Below are 15,445 nucleotides of genomic sequence, written 5' to 3'. Positions count from 1 at the left end.
AACTTGTGAGGTCTTTTTAAATTAAATATATCAACTCCCAATCCTGCCCTCCAGAAGAATAAGTAGATAGCTTCTTAAAACCAATAGCGTAATGTGCCTGTAAAGACCGATTATTTTTGATATCGACTTCTGTAATAATGGTTGAAAAAGTAGGTAATAAAAAAGCTTTCATTGCTGTATATAACTCCCTAAAGATGCCTTGCTTTCTATATGCTACATCAATGCAAATTTGTCCCATTACTATATAGTTTTTTAGAGTGGAATTCTTTTTAGTAACAGTATCTATCTCTGTAAACATTGGTTTAAGCATTTCTATAGAGTTCCCAAATTTGGGATGCATACTTAAAGCATACCCAATCACAGTATCACCGTCTTTAGCAATTGTATGTGGACAGCTTTCATTCATTTGTTGTAAAAGTTCTAACGTATGATGTACAGAAACAAACCCCTCCTTTTTTGCTTCTTCTTCAGAGATTCCTGAGAGAAGATTCCTTTTTTGTAAGGCTAGTATTTGCTTAAGTTCTTTAATTGTATTAGCCTGTTTATAACAAATCATATTCTAAATATATGCAATATTTTTACTTCCGTATCTTTGAGTAATGCTACCCAAAAAATTACACCATAAAATAGAAAAACGTAAAGCTGCAAATGCATTTAGGAGCTTAGGTAAACCTAAAGAGTTAATCGATTTTTCCTCTAATGATTATTTAGGACTTAGTACCAATAAGTCTATTTTTCAAGAAGCGTCAAAACTGCTTAAAGAACATAATCTTGAAGTAAACGGAGCCACAGGTTCGCGTTTACTTTCGGGAAATCATTCTTTATATAAAATCGCTGAAGATACTATCGCTACCTTTCACAAAGTTGAATCGGCACTTATTTATAATAGTGGATATGACGCTAATACAGGGTTTTTTAGTTGTGTGCCACAACGTGGAGATATTATTTTGTATGACGAGCTATGTCATGCCTCTATACGTGATGGTATTAAAATGAGTAACGCTAAAGCGTATAAGTTTAAGCATAACGATCTCATGGATATTGAAAAACTATTATCCCTGCGGTCACAAACAAAAACTACAAATACCTCACTATATTTAGTTACAGAGTCTATTTTCTCTATGGACGGTGACCAACCAAACATCAAAGAATTGGCAAAGCTTTGCAAAAAATATCAATGTCATTTAATCTTAGATGAAGCTCATGCTATAGGAGTAATAGGCAAAAATGGAGAAGGAATAACGCAAAGTTTAGGATTACAAGATGACATTTTTGCAAGGATTGTGACATTTGGCAAAGCACTAGGGTGCCATGGAGCAGCTATTTTAGGTAGCAAAAACCTTATAGATTACTTAATAAACTTCTCAAGAAGTTTTATTTATACGACTGCGTTACCTCCACATAGTGTTGCATCTGTAATAGCTTCTTACAATTATATAATGAGTGACATTGGAAAAGAAAATATAAAATCGTTACATTCAAATATTGGAATATTACATTTATATAATAAAAATCAAAACTTAATAGATTATTTTATTCCAAGCAATTCTGCGATACATTCCTTTTTGATTTCAGGAAACGATGCTGCAAAAAACCTTTCAAATAAATTGGACAAAAGTGGCTTTGATGTAAAACCTATTCTTTCTCCTACTGTCCCAGAGAAAAAAGAAAGACTACGTATTTGCCTGCATAGCTTTAATACGCAAGAAGAAATAGAAAAACTTGTTACTGTATTAGCTACTTTTGTAAGATGATTCAAACCTATTTCATTACTGGAATTTCTACTGAAGTTGGTAAAACAGTAGTTTCGGCTATTATTACTCAAGCATTACAAGCAGATTATTGGAAACCCATACAAGCTGGAGACTTGGATAATACAGACTCCCATAAAGTTGAAAAATGGGTGACTAACCCTAAAACAGTATTTCATAAAAGTGCTTTCAATTTAAAAACCCCAATGAGTCCTCATGCAGCAGCAGCAATTGATAGAGTGGATATTTCAGTAAAAAATATAAAACGCCCTAAATCTAAAAACAATCTTGTGATTGAAGGAGCAGGAGGACTTCTCGTTCCAATAAACGAAAAAGAAACCATCGCAGACCTCATAGAACCAAATGATAAAGTAATCGTTATTTCAAAACATTACTTAGGAAGTATAAATCATACTTTACTTACTATACAGGCGCTTAAACAAAGAAATTTAACTATTTCAGGTATTATTTTTAATGGTACAGAACACCCAACTACTGAAGCCATTATTGCTTCAAAAACTGGAGTTCCTATTTTAGGTCGCATTGATGAAGAACCTTATATTAACGAACACGTAATTTCGGAGTACGGAGAAATCTTTAAAGAAAAGTTATGACCCTTTCAGAAAGAGATCAAAAGCACATTTGGCACCCCTTAACACAGCATCAAACTGCTGCGCCACCTATTCCAATTATACAAGCAAAAGGAGCTGTACTGCGTGACGAAAATGGTAAAGAATATATAGATGGTATTGCTTCTTGGTATACCGCAATGTATGGTCATTGTAATCCAGTTATTGCCTCAAGAGTTGCGTTGCAGATGCTTACATTGGATCAAGTAGTGTTTACTGGGTTTACCCATGAACCTGCTGTAGAACTTTCAGAAAAGCTACTTAATATTCTACCTGAGAATCAAAAAAAAGTGTTTTTTAATGATAATGGCTCTACTGCTGTAGAGGCGGGAATTAAAATGGCACTACAATATCATTACAACAAAGGAGAAAAACGAAATACACTTATTGCTTTTGAAGAAGGGTTTCACGGAGACACTTTTGGTGCAATGAGTGTTTCTGGGCTTTCGGTTTATAACGGTCCCTTTGAAGATTTTTTTCTGAAAGTAGAACGTATTCCCACACCTAGAAAAGAAAACATAGATGAGGTTCTTAAAAAACTACAAGAAATACTAGCAACCAATCAATGTGCTGGTTTTATATATGAACCTTTAGTGCAAGGAGCTGCTGGGATGAAATTCCATGAAGCTGAAGGACTCGATAAAATAATAACACTTTGTAAAGAGAACGATATAGTTTGCATTGCAGACGAGGTAATGACAGGCTTTGGAAAAACAGGAAAACATTTTGCCTCTCAATATTTAGAATCACAACCAGATATTATGTGTTTAAGTAAGGCACTTACCGCAGGTATGGTTGCAATGAGCATTACGAGTTGTACGCAAAGTATATTCAATGCTTTTTTGGATAATGATATTGCAAAAGGTTTTTTTCATGCTCATACCTATAGTGCTAACCCTTTAGCTTGTGCAGCTGCAATTGCAGGGATTGATTTGCTTTGTTCTCAAGAAATGCAAGACAATATTGAGCGTATTAATAAAAGTCATAAAGCATTTAAAGCTAACATTGCTGGCAATCCTAAAATAAAAGCTACAAGAGTATTAGGGGTTATTTTGGCAATAGACCTAGAAGTAACTATGGAGCGTTATGGAGTAACTAGAAACAAACTCTTTGATTTCTTTATGGAAAAAGGGGTCTTTTTAAGACCTTTAGGGAATACCATTTATGTATTACCCCCTTATGTTATTTCAGATATAGAGTTACAAAAAGTGTATGATGTTATCAAGGAGAGTCTATTGCTAGTCTAACAACTTGTCAGGTTTTAAGTCAATAATTTCTTGAGTGCTTTCTAACTTAATTTCTAGTACTTCATATGTCCAATTGCCATTAGTTTTTGTTGCATCCACGGTAATAATTGCATTTCCATTAGGGCCTTTTGCTGGCACATCAAAAAAGGCTTCTCCATCATCATTACTTAGATTGATAGAACCTTTAATCATTCCGTCATTTTCAATAGGACTTCCTAGTACAGAGGTTACTTCTTCATTGTTATTTGCCAATTCAAAGGCTGTTTTATAAGGTTCAGATTCAGAAAACATAGAAGTAACTCCATAAAATATAGTTCCTGCAAATGCTATGATTAGTATAATAATTAGTAAGCAACCACCAGTTGGAACGGCCCATTTCCAGTTACGTTTAAACCAACTTTCTTTTCTTGTATTTTCTTCCATATACATTGCCCGAAAAATCGGGAGATTTATTAATTTAAATTGAAGTGAGCTTAAAAAGAACACTTATTTTTGCTCTAAATTACAAAAAGATTTGAAGCAAAAAATTTCAATAGTAGCTATTCAATCTATTTCGGCATTAGGTTCCTCTTCAAAAACCATCTGGGAAAGTTATTGCTCTGAGACCTCTTTTTTTTCTGAAAAAGAATTTAACGGAGAAACAGTACCAGTAAGCACAATTATTTCAGAAACTGAAAAAGAAATAATAAGTCTAAAAAATTCGTCATCTAAATATAAAAATTTAGATAGGTCTGTATTATTAGCAATGTTAGCTTCAAAAAAGGTAACAGATGGATATATACTCAAGAATAAACATATTGGAATTAATATAGGGTCTTCTCGAGGAGCTACTTCTCTTTTTGAAAAACATCATTATGACTTTATAAAAACTAAAAAAGTATCAGCCTACACTTCTCCAACTACTACCTTAGGTAATATATCTTCATGGGTAGGACAAGAATTAGAAGTGGAGGGTGTGCAAATAGACCACTCGGTAACTTGTTCAACCGCAATGCATGCATTATTAAATGGTATTGCTTGGTTACAGGCAGATATGTCAGATGCATTTTTAGTAGGAGGAAGCGAAGCAGCCTTAACCCCCTTTACCATTGCACAAATGCAAGCTTTAAAATTATATTCTAAAAGCAAGTCAGCATTTCCTTGTGAATCATTAAACTTTAATAAAGCAAATAACACAATGGTGTTAGGAGAAGCAGCAGTGGTTGCTTTATTAGAAAAAGGAGTTTCTGAAAAATCATTAGCTACTATAGTAGGTTATGGGTTTGCTTCAGAAAAAATTAAACATAATAGTGATATTTCAGAAAATGCTGAGTGTTTTCAAAAGTCAATGAAGATGGCTTTGCAACAAGCAAATCTTGAAACAATAGATGTTATTGTGATGCATGCTCCAGGAACAGTAAAAGGAGATCAAGCTGAAAAAAATGCAATCGATATAACTTTTGGCAGGAAAACTCCGAGATTGACAACTAATAAAACATTGGTGGGTCATACCTTTGCAGCTTCTGGAATGTTGAGCATAGAAATGGCTATTTTAATGTTGCGTAAACAAAAGTTTATTCAAAACCCATTTTTTTATTATACAGAAAAGGAACTTTCAAAACCTATTAAAAGCATTCTTGTTAACGCTGTTGGATTTGGTGGAAATGCTGTTAGTATAATTCTTGAAATTCCTGAAAACTAAATAAAATATTTACTTATTTTTGAACAGATATGAGCGAACTAAGAAACAACTGGACCAAAGAAGAAATACTAGAAATTTACAACAAACCTATGATGGAGTTACTGTATGACGCAGCAACGGTTCATCGTAAATTTCATAACCCAAACCAAGTTCAGGTTTCTACATTACTATCAATAAAAACGGGAGGTTGCCCAGAAGACTGTGGTTATTGTCCTCAAGCAGCGCGCTATCATACAGATATTGAAGGTAATGATTTAATGACTGTTTCTCATGTAAAAGCACAGGCCCTTCGTGCCAAAGCTTCAGGAAGTTCTAGAGTATGTATGGGTGCTGCATGGCGTAATGTAAAAGACGGAAAAGAGTTTGATCAAGTGTTAGAAATGGTGCGCACTATTAATAAGCTTGACATGGAGGTTTGCTGTACCTTGGGTATGATTACCGAAAACCAAGCAAAACGTCTAGCAGAAGCAGGATTGTACGCTTATAATCACAACTTAGATACTAGCGAAGATTATTATAAAGATGTTATTTCTACAAGAGCCTATCAAGATAGATTAGATACTATTGGTAATGTTAGAAAAACCAATGTAACGGTTTGTAGTGGAGGGATTATTGGCATGGGAGAAGCACTAGAAGATAGGGCAGGTATGTTAGTAGCGCTTGCTTCATTAAGCCCTCAACCAGAAAGTGTGCCTATTAATGCACTTGTTGCTGTAGAGGGAACTCCTATGGAAGAGATAGAGCCTATTTCTATTTGGGATATGATTCGTATGGTTGCTACTACGCGAATTGTAATGCCTAATACACAAGTTAGACTTTCGGCAGGGAGAACTCAAATGTCTCGCGAAGGACAAGCTATGTGCTTTTTTGCAGGTGCAAATTCAATCTTTGCAGGAGATAAATTGCTAACTACCCCTAATCCAGATGTAAACGAAGACATGGAAATGTTTAAGTTACTAGGGTTGCAGCCTATGAAACCTTTTGTTAAAAAAGCACAACCCGAAACAGTAGAAGCGCATGATTCTCAATACCAGCCACTTGGTGAAAAACCAAAATGGTCACGCCCAGGACATACCATTGAGCGTAATGTAGAGGCTAAAGCAAAAGCTACTAAATAAACTATTTTTCAGCTTTCTTTCAATAAAATGTAATTCAATACGTTTTTAAAACACATTGAAACTTACAATTTAATCTTATGAAAAAACTTTTTTTGAGTGCATTTATAGCACTCGCACTATTTGCTTGTGATAAAGATGACGATACTGGTAACCCTAATTGTAATGAACCGGGAGAAATTACTCTTGAAGAAATTAATAGTGGTTCTGTCTTATTCTCTTGGGAACCTAATGGAGAAACAGCTTGGCAAATTGAGTACGGATTAAGAGGGTTTGATGTGGGTAATGGAACCATTCGTGGAACTTCAGAAAGAGACTTTTTTATTGAAGGTTTAGAACCACTTACTGACTATACAATTTTATTAAGAGCTAATTGTGGCTCTGATGGGTTTAGTTCAGATAGAAGAGTTGACTTTTCAACAATAGAAAGCACAAACTCCTGTATGACACCAACAGATGTATTTGTTGCAGACGTTGGGACAGATTTCTTTTCTATAGGTTGGCAAGAAAATGGAGAAACAGCATGGCAGGTAGAATATGGTCCTTCAGGCTTTTCTTTGGGTACAGGTACAGTTATTGAAACTTCTCAAAGCAATATCACAATTTCGGGACTACCATCACAAACAACTTATGAAGTCTATGTTAGAGCCAATTGTGGTTCACAAGGATTTAGTGACTATGCAGATGCAATAGTGGTTACTACTAATTAATTTATTTTATAAATGAAGAATTTTAAAGCTGGCGTAAGCCAGCTTTTTCTTTGAAATTACTTTACATTACTATTAAAAAGCAATATTACCTAAACGTAAGATTAGTGTTAAGTTTTGTAAATTTGCCAACATATCAAATCCATGAGATTACAAGAAATAGATAGAGTACAAACTATTACTAAGAAAGAATTTCTTAGTAATTACTTTAAGCCACAAAAACCTGTGGTGATAGAACAGTTTATAGAAGACTGGCCTGCGTATTCTAAGTGGAACCTTGATTATATGGCAAAAGTCGCGGGGGATAAAGAAGTGCCTTTGTATGATGATAGACCCGTAACACATGAAGATGGCTTTAACGAGCCACATGCAAAAATGTTGATGAGTGAATATATAGATTTACTCAAAACAGCCCCTACCAAATACCGTATTTTCCTCTGGAATATCTTGAAAGAAGTTCCAGAATTGCAAAAAGATTTTACCTACCCGGATTTTGGAATTAGGCTTATGAAGGGGTTACCTATGTTGTTTTTTGGGGGAGAAGACAGCCATACGTTTATGCATTATGATATAGACTTGGCTAATATTTTTCACTTTCATTTTCACGGAAAAAAAGAAATTATCCTTTTTGACCAACAACAGAATGATTATCTATATAAAATCCCTCATTCCTTAATAACTAGAGAAGATATAGACTTCTCCAACCCAGACTATTCTAAATGGCCTGCCTTAAAAAAGGCAGAAGGCTATAAAACACACCTAAATCATGGTGAAGTATTATATATGCCAGAGGGCTATTGGCATTATATGAAGTATGTTACCCCCGGATTTTCTATGAGTCTGCGTGCTATTGCGCGCAATCCTAAAAATCTAGCCAAAGCAGTATATAATGTTATTTGGATGCGTCATTACGATAACTTTATGCGTCGCAGAAAAGGACAAGCTTGGATAGATTGGAAAAATGAGCAGGCGGTTGAGCGGACACAAGCGAATCTTGAGGTTATTTAGATTTAAGAAAGCTGCCTAACCTTCCCCCAAACCAGCTCAGGTTCCCAGCCCCGATAAAAAAGATAATCGGCTAGTTTTTTCTTCTTTTTATTTATGTTTATTTCGGAAGTAAGTTGTTGTAGTCTTTTCTCAGCAAGCGCCTCAAAGGTCTGTAAATAGGCATCTTCTGGGATTTCTTTTAAAGCAATTTTTATATTGTATTGTCCAATAGCTCTAACTTTTAATTCTCTAACAATACGTTGCTTTCCCCATTTTTTTGTGTTGAATTTCCCTCTGGCAAATGCTTTTGCAAAACGGGTTTCATTCAAGTAGTTTTCTTCAATTAAATGTGCGGTAATAAGATTAATGGCTTCAGGAATCATTTTCATATCCCGTAATTTTTGTTGTACTTCTTTATGGCAACGTTCTTGGTAGGCACAGTAACGTTCTATGCGTTTTTTTGCTTCTTCTACTGTATATGTTTTTTGGGACGGCATATAGTTTCAAAAGTATGTAAAAACAAAAAACCCTGCCAATTACTTGACAGGGTTTGTATTATAATATCTCCTCGCCATTTTTATCGACAAAGTGATATTCAAGATACGTGTAAGCATCTCTCGGTTGAATTTTTACCCATTTTTTGTGCTCCATGAACCATTTGGTTCGCACAGATGGAAATCCTTTTGTTAAAAAGGCTGCTATAAAAGGATGCGTATGTAACGTTAACTTTTTATAGTCTTTTTTGAAGAGTTTTTTAACATCTTCGTTTATTCTATTGACCACGTTTATTGGTGCTTCTATTTCACCATCGCCTCCAGAGGGGGCTTCTTCTCGCGTTTTTATATTCATTTCGGGTCGTACGCGTTGTCTTGTAATTTGTATTAAACCAAACTTGGTTGGAGGTAGAATTTTATGCTTAGCACGGTCATCTTTCATTTCGTTTCTAAGATGCTCGTAAAGCTTTTTTCTATTGGCAGCAGTTCCCATATCTATGAAATCTACTACTATTATCCCTCCCATATCTCGTAAACGTAATTGTCTTGCTACTTCACTAGCAGCGATTAAATTTACTTCGAGTGCTGTTTCTTCTTGGTTATTAGATTTGTTACTTCTATTTCCACTATTTACGTCAATGACGTGCATAGCTTCTGTGTGTTCTATAACCAAATAAGCTCCTTTACTCCCCGATACGGTTTTACCAAAGGATGTTTTAATTTGACGCTCAATCCCAAATTTTTCAAAAATGGGAACTTTAGAGTCATAATGTCTTACAATACCTTCTTTATTGGGTGCAATTTCTTGCACATAATCTTTTATTTGTAGATAGAGGGTTTCATCATCAATACAAATATTGGTGAACGAATCGTTAAATACATCTCGAATAATAGATGCACCTCTGTCTAGCTCGCTTAGCACCTTACTTGGGTGGTGCGCCCCCCGTAGCTTTTTACACATCGCTGTCCAGCGATCAGTGAGATTTTGTAAATCTCTATCCAGTTCTGCTACTTTTTTGCCTTCTGCTACAGTACGTATAATAACACCAAATCCTTTAGGTTTTATGCTTGTAATTAAGCGTTTTAACCTTTCTTTTTCTTCTCTAGACTCTATTTTTTGAGAAATAGAAACTCTATCTGAAAATGGGACTAACACAATATATCTTCCAGCTATTGATAGCTCAGAGCTTATACGTGGTCCCTTAGTAGAAATGGGTTCTTTTACAATTTGTACCAGAATAGATTGATTGGATTTTAATGCATTGTTAATGCCTCCATTTTTATCAATCTCTTTTTCTAATGGGAATTCTTTTAAAGAGTACTCTTTAAGTTTACCTGTGCTTACACGTTTTACGAATTTTAAAAGCGAAAGTACTTTTGGACCTAAATCATGGTAATGCAAAAATGCATCTTTTTCATACCCTACATTTACAAATGCAGCGTTGAGACCTTGAACAGTTTTTCGAATTTTGGCGATATAAATATCTCCTACCGAAAATTTATTGTCCTCTTCCTCTTTATGTAATTCTAATAGTTTTCCATCTTTTAAAAGGGCAAAATCAACTTCTTGTGAACTGGATCTAATAAATAATTCGTAGCTCACTATTCATGATTTTTTCCCGACATTTTATCGGGATGGATTAAACAATAATTTTATCACAGGTTTTTTGCTACCAATTGGTAGCGATTAACCCGTTGAAATAGCTAGTCTTTACAGTTAAAAAGGTGTTGCTATTTCGTTTTCAAAGAACGATTTTGTATTGCTGTAAACAAAAAAAGTAGTGAAATACTACTTTTTCTTGTGGCGGTTAGCGCGTCTTCTTTTCTTACGCTTATGCGTTGCTACCTTATGTCTTTTTCTTTTTTTACCACTTGGCATATGTATAATTATTTTTTGTTTTGTATGCTACAAAACGTTATTATTACTTTACTTCTACGTTAGTTTTAACACCTTCTACAAATACTTTAGCAGGCTTAAATGCAGGTATATTGTGTGCAGGAATTTTAATTGTTGTATTCTTAGATATGTTTCTTCCTGTTTTTTCTGCTCTCTTTTTAATTATAAAGCTTCCAAAACCTCTTAAGTAAACATTGTCACCACCTTCTAGTGAGTTTTTCACTTCGTCCATAAAGGTTTCAACTGTAGCTTGTACATCCCCTTTTTCCATTCCTAATTTTTCTGAAATCTTTGCTACGATATCTGCTTTCGTCATATTCTTAATTTTTAATTTATTCTTTATAGGTTTATTTTTTTCAAGACGGCAAATATAATCATTTTAAAATCAATTTGTCAAAGGTAATGGGTTAAAAAATAAATAGATAAACTTACATTTGTCTAATGTTGAAAATGGATACTGAATTTTCTAAAAGGCTTATTTCTTGGTACCTACAAAACAAACGAGAATTGCCATGGCGTACTACGACAAACCCTTATGCTGTTTGGCTTTCAGAAATTATTCTACAACAAACCAGAGTTGCTCAAGGATTACCTTATTACCAAAAGTTTATAACTACATTTCCAAGTATTCATGATTTAGCTGCTGCACCTCAAGAACAGGTATTAAAACTATGGCAGGGATTAGGGTACTATTCAAGGGCAAGAAACCTCCACGAAACGGCAAAAAATGTTGTGGTTAACTATAATGGAAAATTTCCAGATAACTACAAAGAACTACTCAATTTAAAGGGTGTTGGTGATTATACAGCAAGTGCTATTGCTTCAATTTGTTACAATGAAGCTGCTGCAGTTGTAGACGGCAATGTGTATAGAGTATTGTCTCGTATTTTTGGAATAGAAACACCTATAAACAGTACAAAAGGGCAAAAAGAATTTAAAGCTCTTGCACAACAATTAATAAACCCTCAAAAACCAGGGACTCATAACCAAGCAATTATGGAGTTTGGTGCTCGATATTGTGTGCCGCAAAACCCAGATTGTAGTAACTGTATATTTAATGATAGCTGTGAGGCCTTTGGTAAAAGAAAAGTTGCTTCCCTTCCTTTTAAATTGAAGAAAGGTGCTATCAAAAAGCGGTATTTCAATTATTTGGTTTTTATTTCAGAAGATAACAAAACACATATAGAACAACGTACCAAAAAAGGTATTTGGCAACAATTGTATCAATTTCCTTTGGTTGAAACGAAAAATCAAGCAACCATTAAAACTTTAATGGAAGACAATGACTTTTTAAAACTTACAAATCAATTTTCTGAAGTTGATATTACTCAATATAACAATGCACCCATACTTCATAAGTTATCACATCAGCATCTCTATACAACATTTTGGATTATTTTTATTTCTGAAAAGCTCCAAAACGGAATTGCCATTAGTACAATTGATGACTATGCAGTACCTGTTTTAATTTCAAATTTTATTTCGGAATTTACGACATTCAATAATTTGAAAAATTAACTATATTTAAAGAACAAAACATACCTTTGTACAGGTAAAAACAATATACAACTATGAGTGGAACATTGAATAAAGTAATGCTTATTGGGCATACAGGAGATGAAGTTAAAATGCATTATTTTGAAGGAGGAGGAAGTATTGGTCGTTTTCCGCTTGCAACTAATGAAAGCTATACCAATCGTACTACTGGAGAGAAAGTAGTAAACACAGAGTGGCACAATATTGTTGTACGTAATAAAGGTGCAGAAATCTGCGAGAAATATTTAAAAAAGGGAGATAAGGTTTATATAGAAGGGCGTCTTAAAACTAGAAAATGGCAAGACGATTCTGGTAATGATAGATATAGTACAGAAATACAATGTACAGACTTCACTTTTTTAACACCTAAAAATGAAAGTGGATCTACAATGCCTCAATCAAACGGCGGGACACAGCAACCCTCTCAACAAGCTACGAGTTCTCAACCCAAAACCGAAGAACATCTAGGTGAAGAGGATGATCTTCCGTTTTAAAGTTTAACTAAGCACACCATTTTGGATATAGAGCCTCCTAGTTTATTACTCATAAATGCGCTAAGCTTTCCGCAAATTATAAGCTTGGTAGTGCTTTTTGTACTACTTTTTTGCTCTGCCTTAATCTCTGGTGCAGAAGTAGCTTTTTTCTCTTTAACATCCACAGATTTTGACGCCTCAAATGGAAATGAACCTCCCAAAAAAATGGAGCTGGTTCAGCGGTTATTGTCTAAACCTAAAAAGTTACTCGCAACTATTCTTGTAGCCAATAACTTTATAAATATTGCTATAGTATTATTATTTGACTCACTCACTTCTTTTCTCTTTGCGAATATTGATTCTGTTTTATGGGGGTTTTTAAACGTACGATTTATAGTTGAGGTTGGTGTTGTTACATTTTTAATATTACTCTTTGGCGAAATTTTACCAAAAATTTATGCAAGCCGAAATAAAGTTTCTTTTGCTTCTATGATGGCATTTCCGTTACGTTTCCTAGATGTTATTTTTACTCCGTTGAGTATGCCTATGCGCGCAATCACAATTTTTATGCAAGAACGTTTTGGAAAAAAAACAAGTAATATTAGCGTTGATCAATTATCTCAGGCTTTAGAACTAACTAATGAAGAAGATACTACTAAAGAAGAACAAAAAATATTACAAGGTATTGTCACTTTTGGAAATACAGATACCAAACAAGTAATGAAACCTCGTATGGATATTTTTGCTTTGAACGAAGAACAACTGTACAAAGATATCATGCCTGAAATTATTGATAAAGGCTACTCCAGAATACCGGTTTATAAGGATAACATAGACAATATTACAGGTATCTTATATGTAAAAGATTTAATGCCGTACATAGAGCGTAAAAATTTAGATTGGCAAGATCTAAAAAGAGAAGCGTATTTTGTTCCTGAAAATAAAAAACTAGACGATTTACTGAACGAGTTTAAGGAAATGAAAATGCACCTTGCTATTGTTGTAGATGAGTATGGAGGTACAAGTGGATTAATCTCTTTAGAAGATATTATAGAAGAAATTGTAGGTGAAATAAGTGATGAGTTTGACGATGATGATTTAATTTTTTCTAAACTTGATGATAATAATTATGTTTTTGAAGGAAAGACTCCACTCAAAGATTTTTACAAAGTAATTCAACTAGAAGACAATCAAGTGTTTGAAGATGCCAAGGGAGAATCTGAAACCCTAGCAGGATTTTTATTAGAAATTTCCAGAGGATTTCCTAAAAAAGGAGAAGTACTAAAGTTTCATGAATATTCGTTTACTATTGAAGCGTTTGAGAACAAACGTATAAAACAAATTAAATTGACAATCACGTCTGTAATATGAGGTTTTTTCTGGTTCTTTTAGGGTTTCTTTTTTTAACTTCTTGTGGTGAGGATACAATTGTAAAACCAAACGCTCTATTAGCTTTAGAATACCCAGTGGGGGAATATAAAAAGCTTGAAACAGATTGCCCTTATGCCTTTTTAAAAAACACAAATGCTCAAATTAAAAAACAAAAAGGGTGTGGTCTTAACATTTATTACCCAAATATGAAAGCGTCGGTTTTTATAACCTACCAAAAAGTAAAGGACTCTAACCTTACGGGTTTATTATATGATGCCCAAAAACTTGCTTATGGTCATAATATTAAAGCCAATAGTATCCCAGAGCAGCCTTTTGTAAATCCTGATAATAACACCTATGGAATGTTATATATGATAAATGGAGATGCTGCTTCACAATCTCAATTCTATATAACTGATAGCACAAAGCATTTTGTAACTGGGGCATTATATTTTGAAGCAAAACCCAATTTCGATTCTATATATCCAGCAGTCATGTACCTTAGAGACGACATGCGTACTATAATGGAGACTATGGAGTGGAAAGAGTAGTACTTTACTCCTATCTTTTAAAGTCTAGTTAATTTCTAAATACAAGCATTAACATTCTAAATAATTTGTCACCTTTGCAACTTCTTTATGAAAGGTATCGATAAAAAATGGGTGTTTCTTTTTATTCTCTCTGTAGTTTGGGGGAGTAGTTTTATACTTATTAAAAAAGCGCTTATAGGGCTTACACCTCTTCAATTAGGAGCTTTAAGAACTATTTTTGCAGCAATTTTTCTACTTATTATTGGATTCAATAAGCTAAAGCTAATTAAAAAAACAGAATGGAAATGGATTACCATTTCTGCATTTGTTGGAACTTTTATTCCTGCTTTTTTGTTTGCATTTGCAGAGACAGAAATAGATAGTGCTATTGTTTCAGTATTAAATTCTACTACACCAATAATGACTCTTTTGCTTGGTGTTGCAGCATTTTCTATTGGTTTTTCAAAAAATCAATTGGCAGGAGTAATTGTGGGTCTTTTGGGAAGCTTATTACTTATTTGGAGCGGAGCAGCTGTAAATCCAAATCAAAATTATTGGTATGCTTGTTTAATATTAATTGCATCGGTTTGTTATGCAACAAATGTTAACATCATTAAACGGTATTTGCAACATACTCCAGCAATGGCAATTACAGCTGGACACTTTGTAGTGATTTTAATACCAGCAATTTTGGTCTTATTTTTTTCTGGATTTTTTAACCAAGCAACATTAACTTCAGAAGAATTGATGCCTTCTTTAGGCTACTTGTTATTACTTGCGGTAATAGGAACTGGTCTAGCTAAAATTTTATTTAATACACTAGTACAAATAAGCACTCCTGTTTTTGCTACTTCTGTGACGTATACTATTCCTATTGTTGCTTTGTTTTGGGGTTTGCTTGATGGTGAAAAGTTTAGTCTTCAACAAGGAGCCGCTGCCTGTCTTATTATTTTTGGGGTGTATTTGGCAAATAGAAAGAAAAAAAAGACCACTTAAAACAAGTGGTCTTTTTCTTCACAATTTATTT

The 15,445-nt window shown here is 34.0% G+C and carries 17 protein-coding genes; 12 read left to right on the top strand and 5 right to left on the bottom strand.

Annotated features, from left to right (window positions below; translation table 11 throughout):
* Positions 1-16: 16 nt before the first annotated feature.
* Positions 17-556 (bottom strand): GNAT family N-acetyltransferase, encoded by a 540-nt coding sequence (locus tag RM538_RS10610; protein ID WP_311333410.1) that lies wholly within the window; start codon positions 554-556, stop codon positions 17-19.
* Between the two features lie 43 nt (positions 557-599).
* On the opposite strand from RM538_RS10610, the gene RM538_RS10605 reads away from it, so the two are divergent.
* The 3 genes from RM538_RS10605 to bioA are packed head-to-tail and all read left to right on the top strand — an operon-like array spanning position 600 to position 3,627.
* On the top strand, positions 600-1,754 hold the full coding sequence (locus RM538_RS10605; RefSeq protein ID WP_311333409.1) for an aminotransferase class I/II-fold pyridoxal phosphate-dependent enzyme: 1,155 nt from the start codon (positions 600-602) through the stop codon (positions 1,752-1,754).
* A complete protein-coding gene (gene bioD / locus RM538_RS10600; protein ID WP_311333408.1) occupies positions 1,751-2,365 on the top strand; it encodes a dethiobiotin synthase in 615 nt (204 codons plus the stop codon). Before RM538_RS10605 ends, bioD begins: the two co-directional genes overlap by 4 nt.
* On the top strand, positions 2,362-3,627 hold the full coding sequence (gene bioA / locus RM538_RS10595; RefSeq protein ID WP_311333407.1) for an adenosylmethionine--8-amino-7-oxononanoate transaminase: 1,266 nt from the start codon (positions 2,362-2,364) through the stop codon (positions 3,625-3,627). Before bioD ends, bioA begins: the two co-directional genes overlap by 4 nt.
* On the opposite strand, the gene RM538_RS10590 is transcribed toward bioA, so the two are convergent.
* On the bottom strand, positions 3,619-4,050 hold the full coding sequence (locus RM538_RS10590; RefSeq protein WP_311333406.1) for a cytochrome c oxidase assembly factor Coa1 family protein: 432 nt from the start codon (positions 4,048-4,050) through the stop codon (positions 3,619-3,621). The genes bioA and RM538_RS10590 overlap by 9 nt on opposite strands.
* A 91-nt stretch (positions 4,051-4,141) precedes the next feature.
* Between RM538_RS10590 and RM538_RS10585 the strand changes: the two genes are divergently transcribed.
* The 4 genes from RM538_RS10585 (at position 4,142) to RM538_RS10570 (ending at position 8,138) form a co-directional block, all read left to right on the top strand.
* Entirely contained in the window at positions 4,142-5,308 is a 1,167-nt protein-coding gene (locus RM538_RS10585; RefSeq protein ID WP_311333405.1) for a beta-ketoacyl synthase N-terminal-like domain-containing protein, read from the top strand.
* Positions 5,309-5,337: 29 nt separating this feature from the next.
* Complete coding sequence (gene bioB, locus RM538_RS10580) at positions 5,338-6,426, top strand: biotin synthase BioB (RefSeq protein ID WP_311333404.1); 1,089 nt, start codon at positions 5,338-5,340, stop codon at positions 6,424-6,426.
* A 77-nt stretch (positions 6,427-6,503) separates the two neighbouring features.
* Positions 6,504-7,133 (top strand): fibronectin type III domain-containing protein, encoded by a 630-nt coding sequence (locus RM538_RS10575; RefSeq protein WP_311333403.1) that lies wholly within the window; start codon positions 6,504-6,506, stop codon positions 7,131-7,133.
* Between the two features lie 141 nt (positions 7,134-7,274).
* The gene (locus tag RM538_RS10570; protein ID WP_311333402.1) at positions 7,275-8,138 is read left to right on the top strand and encodes a cupin-like domain-containing protein; all 864 of its coding nucleotides are present in this window, start codon (positions 7,275-7,277) and stop codon (positions 8,136-8,138) included.
* 2 nt (positions 8,139-8,140) lie between these two features.
* On the opposite strand, the gene RM538_RS10565 is transcribed toward RM538_RS10570, so the two are convergent.
* The 3 genes from RM538_RS10565 to RM538_RS10555 all read right to left on the bottom strand — a co-directional run bounded on the left by RM538_RS10565 (position 8,141) and on the right by RM538_RS10555 (position 10,824).
* Positions 8,141-8,614 (bottom strand): regulatory protein RecX, encoded by a 474-nt coding sequence (locus tag RM538_RS10565; protein ID WP_311333401.1) that lies wholly within the window; start codon positions 8,612-8,614, stop codon positions 8,141-8,143.
* 58 nt (positions 8,615-8,672) lie between these two features.
* Positions 8,673-10,214: a ribonuclease E/G gene (locus RM538_RS10560; protein WP_311333400.1), complete on the bottom strand. Its 1,542-nt coding sequence runs from the start codon at positions 10,212-10,214 to the stop codon at positions 8,673-8,675.
* 319 nt (positions 10,215-10,533) lie between these two features.
* Positions 10,534-10,824, bottom strand: coding sequence for an HU family DNA-binding protein (locus RM538_RS10555; protein WP_311333399.1), 291 nt, complete (start codon positions 10,822-10,824; stop codon positions 10,534-10,536).
* A gap of 125 nt (positions 10,825-10,949) precedes the next feature.
* Between RM538_RS10555 and mutY the strand changes: the two genes are divergently transcribed.
* The 5 genes from mutY to RM538_RS10530 all read left to right on the top strand — a co-directional run bounded on the left by mutY (position 10,950) and on the right by RM538_RS10530 (position 15,414).
* The gene (gene mutY / locus RM538_RS10550) at positions 10,950-12,026 is read left to right on the top strand and encodes an A/G-specific adenine glycosylase (RefSeq protein ID WP_432279808.1); all 1,077 of its coding nucleotides are present in this window, start codon (positions 10,950-10,952) and stop codon (positions 12,024-12,026) included.
* 53 nt (positions 12,027-12,079) lie between these two features.
* The gene (locus RM538_RS10545) at positions 12,080-12,538 is read left to right on the top strand and encodes a single-stranded DNA-binding protein (protein ID WP_311333397.1); all 459 of its coding nucleotides are present in this window, start codon (positions 12,080-12,082) and stop codon (positions 12,536-12,538) included.
* 21 nt (positions 12,539-12,559) lie between these two features.
* Complete coding sequence (locus RM538_RS10540; protein ID WP_311333396.1) at positions 12,560-13,888, top strand: gliding motility-associated protein GldE; 1,329 nt, start codon at positions 12,560-12,562, stop codon at positions 13,886-13,888.
* Complete coding sequence (gene gldD, locus RM538_RS10535) at positions 13,885-14,439, top strand: gliding motility lipoprotein GldD (protein WP_311333395.1); 555 nt, start codon at positions 13,885-13,887, stop codon at positions 14,437-14,439. The genes RM538_RS10540 and gldD overlap by 4 nt, the downstream gene beginning before the upstream one ends.
* Before the next feature lie 87 nt (positions 14,440-14,526).
* Entirely contained in the window at positions 14,527-15,414 is an 888-nt protein-coding gene (locus RM538_RS10530; RefSeq protein ID WP_311333394.1) for a DMT family transporter, read from the top strand.
* The last annotated feature ends 31 nt before the right edge of the window (positions 15,415-15,445 follow it).

Origin of the sequence: Patiriisocius hiemis, assembly GCF_031846325.1 — a bacterium.
Classification (GTDB): domain Bacteria; phylum Bacteroidota; class Bacteroidia; order Flavobacteriales; family Flavobacteriaceae; genus Patiriisocius_A; species Patiriisocius_A hiemis.
The sequence above is the reverse complement of the archived record's forward strand: the minus strand, read 5'-3'. Positions and strand labels throughout refer to the sequence as shown.

What these genes read in the sequence shown, in the direction of transcription:
- RM538_RS10610 (WP_311333410.1), bottom strand. Translation starts at nt 556, where the DNA reads ATGATTTGTTATAAACAGGCTAATACAATTAAAGAACTTAAGCAAATA.
- RM538_RS10605 (WP_311333409.1), top strand. Translation starts at nt 600, where the DNA reads ATGCTACCCAAAAAATTACACCATAAAATAGAAAAACGTAAAGCTGCA.
- bioD (WP_311333408.1), top strand. Translation starts at nt 1,751, where the DNA reads ATGATTCAAACCTATTTCATTACTGGAATTTCTACTGAAGTTGGTAAA.
- bioA (WP_311333407.1), top strand. Translation starts at nt 2,362, where the DNA reads ATGACCCTTTCAGAAAGAGATCAAAAGCACATTTGGCACCCCTTAACA.
- RM538_RS10590 (WP_311333406.1), bottom strand. Translation starts at nt 4,050, where the DNA reads ATGGAAGAAAATACAAGAAAAGAAAGTTGGTTTAAACGTAACTGGAAA.
- bioB (WP_311333404.1), top strand. Translation starts at nt 5,338, where the DNA reads ATGAGCGAACTAAGAAACAACTGGACCAAAGAAGAAATACTAGAAATT.
- RM538_RS10575 (WP_311333403.1), top strand. Translation starts at nt 6,504, where the DNA reads ATGAAAAAACTTTTTTTGAGTGCATTTATAGCACTCGCACTATTTGCT.
- RM538_RS10570 (WP_311333402.1), top strand. Translation starts at nt 7,275, where the DNA reads ATGAGATTACAAGAAATAGATAGAGTACAAACTATTACTAAGAAAGAA.
- RM538_RS10565 (WP_311333401.1), bottom strand. Translation starts at nt 8,614, where the DNA reads ATGCCGTCCCAAAAAACATATACAGTAGAAGAAGCAAAAAAACGCATA.
- RM538_RS10555 (WP_311333399.1), bottom strand. Translation starts at nt 10,824, where the DNA reads ATGACGAAAGCAGATATCGTAGCAAAGATTTCAGAAAAATTAGGAATG.
- mutY (WP_432279808.1), top strand. Translation starts at nt 10,950, where the DNA reads ATGTTGAAAATGGATACTGAATTTTCTAAAAGGCTTATTTCTTGGTAC.
- RM538_RS10545 (WP_311333397.1), top strand. Translation starts at nt 12,080, where the DNA reads ATGAGTGGAACATTGAATAAAGTAATGCTTATTGGGCATACAGGAGAT.
- gldD (WP_311333395.1), top strand. Translation starts at nt 13,885, where the DNA reads ATGAGGTTTTTTCTGGTTCTTTTAGGGTTTCTTTTTTTAACTTCTTGT.
- RM538_RS10530 (WP_311333394.1), top strand. Translation starts at nt 14,527, where the DNA reads ATGAAAGGTATCGATAAAAAATGGGTGTTTCTTTTTATTCTCTCTGTA.